Below are 3233 nucleotides of genomic sequence, written 5' to 3' on the forward strand. Positions count from 1 at the left end.
GGCTCCTTCTTCTGGGCGGGGGTGGGTGGTGGGGTCACCTCGGGAGTGGCGTCCGGTTTCGGGGGACGGGTGTCGTGCGTGGTCATCAAGCGCTCCTGCCGGGGCGGTTCGGTACGGCGGTGGGGCGGCCCGGTACCGCGGTGGGGCGATCCGGTACCGCGGTCGGGCGGTCCGGTACCGCGGTCGGGCGGTCCGGTACGGCGGTGGGGCGGTCGGGGTGCGGTGCGGCGGTCCTGCCGTCCCGCTCCCGGTCCGTGAAGACCCACGCCCGGAAGAGCAGGAACCGCAGCAGCGTCGCCGCGAGGTTCGCGGCCACCAGGACGGCCATCTCGGTGCCGTGCGCGGGGTCGCCGGTCGCGGCGTCCAGGGCGGCCAGCGACCCGCTGGTCAGGGCCAGGCCGATGCCGAAGACGACGAGCCCCTGGGCCTGGTGGCGTACGGCACGGTCCCGGCCCCGTACGCCGAAGGTCAGCCGCCGGTTCGCCGCCGTGTTGCCGATCGCCGACAGCAGCAGCGCGGCGGCGTTGGCCGCCTGCGGTCCGACGCCGAGCCGGAAGAGCGAGTAGAGCCCCAGGTAGAGCAGCGTGCTGAGGGCGCCGACCACGCAGAAGCCCATGACCTGGCGCGCCAGCCCGCGCGGTACGCCGCTCAGGTCACGGTCGCGCGGGTCGTCGCCGAAGGGCCGGGCGAGCCGGTCCAGCGGCAGCGCGCCGGTCGCCAGCGCCCGCCCCACCCGCCACACGCCCTTGAGGTCCTCGGTGGCCGTCCGCAGGATGTGCACGGTGCTGTGCGGATCGTCCACCCAGTCCACCGGCACCTCGTGGATGCGCAGCCCGGCCCGTTCCGCGAGCACCAGCATCTCGGTGTCGAAGAACCAGCCGCTGTCCTCGACCATGGGCAGCAGCCGCTCGGCGACATCCCCCCGTACCGCTTTGAAGCCGCACTGCGCGTCCGAGAAGCGGGCGGCCAGCGAGCCGCGCAGGATGAGGTTGTACGAGCGGGAGATGAACTCGCGCTTCGGTCCGCGCACCACCCGCGAACTGCGCGCCAGCCGCGAGCCGATCGCCAGGTCGGAGTGGCCGGAGATCAGCGGGGCGACCAGCGGCAGCAGCGCGTTCAGATCGGTGGACAGATCGACGTCCATGTAGGCGAGCACCGGCGCGTCGGAGAGGGACCACACGGTGCGCAGCGCCCGGCCGCGCCCCTTCTCCTCCAGGCGCACGGCCGTCACCTCGTCGATCTTCTCGTCCAGCGCCGCGGAGATCTCGGGCGTGCGGTCCATGCTCGCGTTGTCCGCGATGGTGATCCGGAAGCCGTACGGGAAGGTGCGGGAGAGGTGGTCATGGAGCCGCCGTACGCAGGGCTCCAGGTCGGACTCCTCGTTGTAGACGGGGATCACGACATCGAGCACCGTGGTGGTCTGCCCGGGGCGCAGATGCTCACGAGGCGGCAGGGAGCCCAGAGGCGTCTGGGCCGGCTGTGTCGTCGTCATGCCACCGACACTCGCCGGGCGCGCTGTCACCCTTGTGTGGTGCCGCTGTGCCCCGCCTGTGAATGGGTGTACTCCAGGGGCGCCCGGTGAAGTTGAGGGGCGCGTGTGGCGTCGCGCGCCGGTCCGTCGGCGGGCAGCCGGACGCTGAAGACCGTACGTCCGGGCACGCTCTCCACCCGGGCCGTACCGCCGTGCGCCGCGACCACGGCCTGCACGATGGCCAGCCCGAGACCCGTACTGCCACCGGACCGCCGCCCTGCGCTGCCGCTCGTGCCGCTGCCGGTGCCCCCGCCCGCTCCGGATTCCGTACGCGCGCGGGACGCGTCGCCGCGGGCGAAGCGCTCGAAGACGTGCGGCAGCAGGCCGGGCGGCACGCCGGGGCCGTCATCCCGCACCTCCAGCCGGACGAAGCGGCCCGTCCCGGGCACCGGGGGCTCGCGCCGGAGGCGGGCGACGACGGTGGTGCCCTCAGGGGTGTGCGTACGGGCGTTGGCCAGCAGATTGACCAGAACCTGGTGCAGCCGGTCCGCGTCGGCGCGTACGCACACCGGGTCGTCGGGCAGTTCCAGGCGCCACTTGTGGCCGGGCCCGGCGGCGCGGGCGTCGCTGACGGCGTCCACGACCAGCGGCGCGAGGTCGGTGCTCTCGTACGACAGCGGGCGGCCGGCGTCCAGGCGGGCGAGCAGCAGCAGGTCCTCCACCAGGCCGGTCATCCGCTGCGCCTCGGATTCGATGCGGCCCAAGGCGTGCCGGGTGGCGGGGCCGGGCTCCTCGCGCCCCCGCCGGGTCAGCTCGGCGTAGCCCCGTATCGAGGCCAGCGGCGTGCGCAGCTCGTGGCTGGCGTCGGCGACGAATCTGCGGACCCGCGTCTCGCTCTCCTGGCGGGCGGCGAGCGCCGAACCGACGTGGCCCAGCATGCGGTTGAGTGCCGCGCCGACCTGGCCGACCTCCGTACGGGGATCGGCCTCGGCGGCCGGGACGCGCTCGTGCAGGGCCACCTTGCCGCGGTGCAGCGGCAGTTCGGAGACGCGGGTGGCCGTGGCGACGACCCGGCGCAGCGGCCACAGCGCTATCCGGACCGTGGCGGCGCCCGCCAGACCGGCCGCCACCAGGCCCGCGGCCGTGACGCAGACCTCCACGACGATCAGCCGGCCGACGACGTTCTGTACCTCGCCGGACGGCAGACCGACCAGCGCGAGGTCGTCCGGCGCGGAGGCGACGCGGTAGTCGCCGAGCCCCGGCAGGGTGACGGTGTGCGGACGCCCGTCCCGCGGTACGCCGGCCAGCGCGCCCACCTGCTCGTCCGTGAGTGTGACCATGTTCTGCGCGGGCATCGGGTTGCGCGCGTCGATGCTGCGGGCCGCCGCGATGATCTCGCCGTCGGAGGAGACGCGCGCGCCGACCGTGCCGATGGGCTGGCCGGGCCCGACGATGAACCCGAGGCTCCGGTGATCGAGGAAACTCCCCTCCCGGGCACCCGTGTGCTGGGCCGACTCCAGCAGCTTGTCGTCCAGTTGGCCCTGGAGGTAGGAGTGCAGGGCGATGGTGGTGACCGTACCGATCACCGCACAGACCACCGCGATCAGCATCACGGCGGAAACAACCAGCCGCGTACGCAACGTCCACCGCCGGGGCCGCAGGCGTAGGTGGCGGGGGCGGCGGTGGCGGTGGGGGGTGGTGGTAGGGGGTGGGGCGGCTGTGGAGGTTGGCGTGGCTGTGGGGGGTGGGATGACTGTGAGGG

2 protein-coding genes are annotated in these 3233 nt (G+C 74.0%); both read right to left on the bottom strand.

All coding sequences use genetic code 11. From position 1 onward, the window contains the following. Positions 1–85 precede the first annotated feature (85 nt). Entirely contained in the window at positions 86–1492 is a 1407-nt protein-coding gene (locus ADK86_RS14365; protein WP_234345851.1) for a bifunctional glycosyltransferase family 2/GtrA family protein, read from the bottom strand. Between the two features lie 26 nt (positions 1493–1518). After that, a complete protein-coding gene (locus ADK86_RS14370) occupies positions 1519–3081 on the bottom strand; it encodes a sensor histidine kinase (RefSeq protein ID WP_053696956.1) in 1563 nt (520 codons plus the stop codon). Between the last annotated feature and the right edge of the window lie 152 nt (positions 3082–3233).

Source organism: Streptomyces sp. NRRL F-5755 (assembly GCF_001279365.1).
In the GTDB taxonomy this organism is placed as follows: Bacteria; Actinomycetota; Actinomycetes; order Streptomycetales; family Streptomycetaceae; genus Streptomyces; species Streptomyces rimosus.

Bases quoted from the DNA above. Each gene is read 5' to 3' on its own strand.
- ADK86_RS14365 (WP_234345851.1), bottom strand. From the start codon at position 1,492: ATGACGACGACACAGCCGGCCCAGACGCCTCTGGGCTCCCTGCCGCCT.
- ADK86_RS14370 (WP_053696956.1), bottom strand. From the start codon at position 3,081: ATGCTGATCGCGGTGGTCTGTGCGGTGATCGGTACGGTCACCACCATC.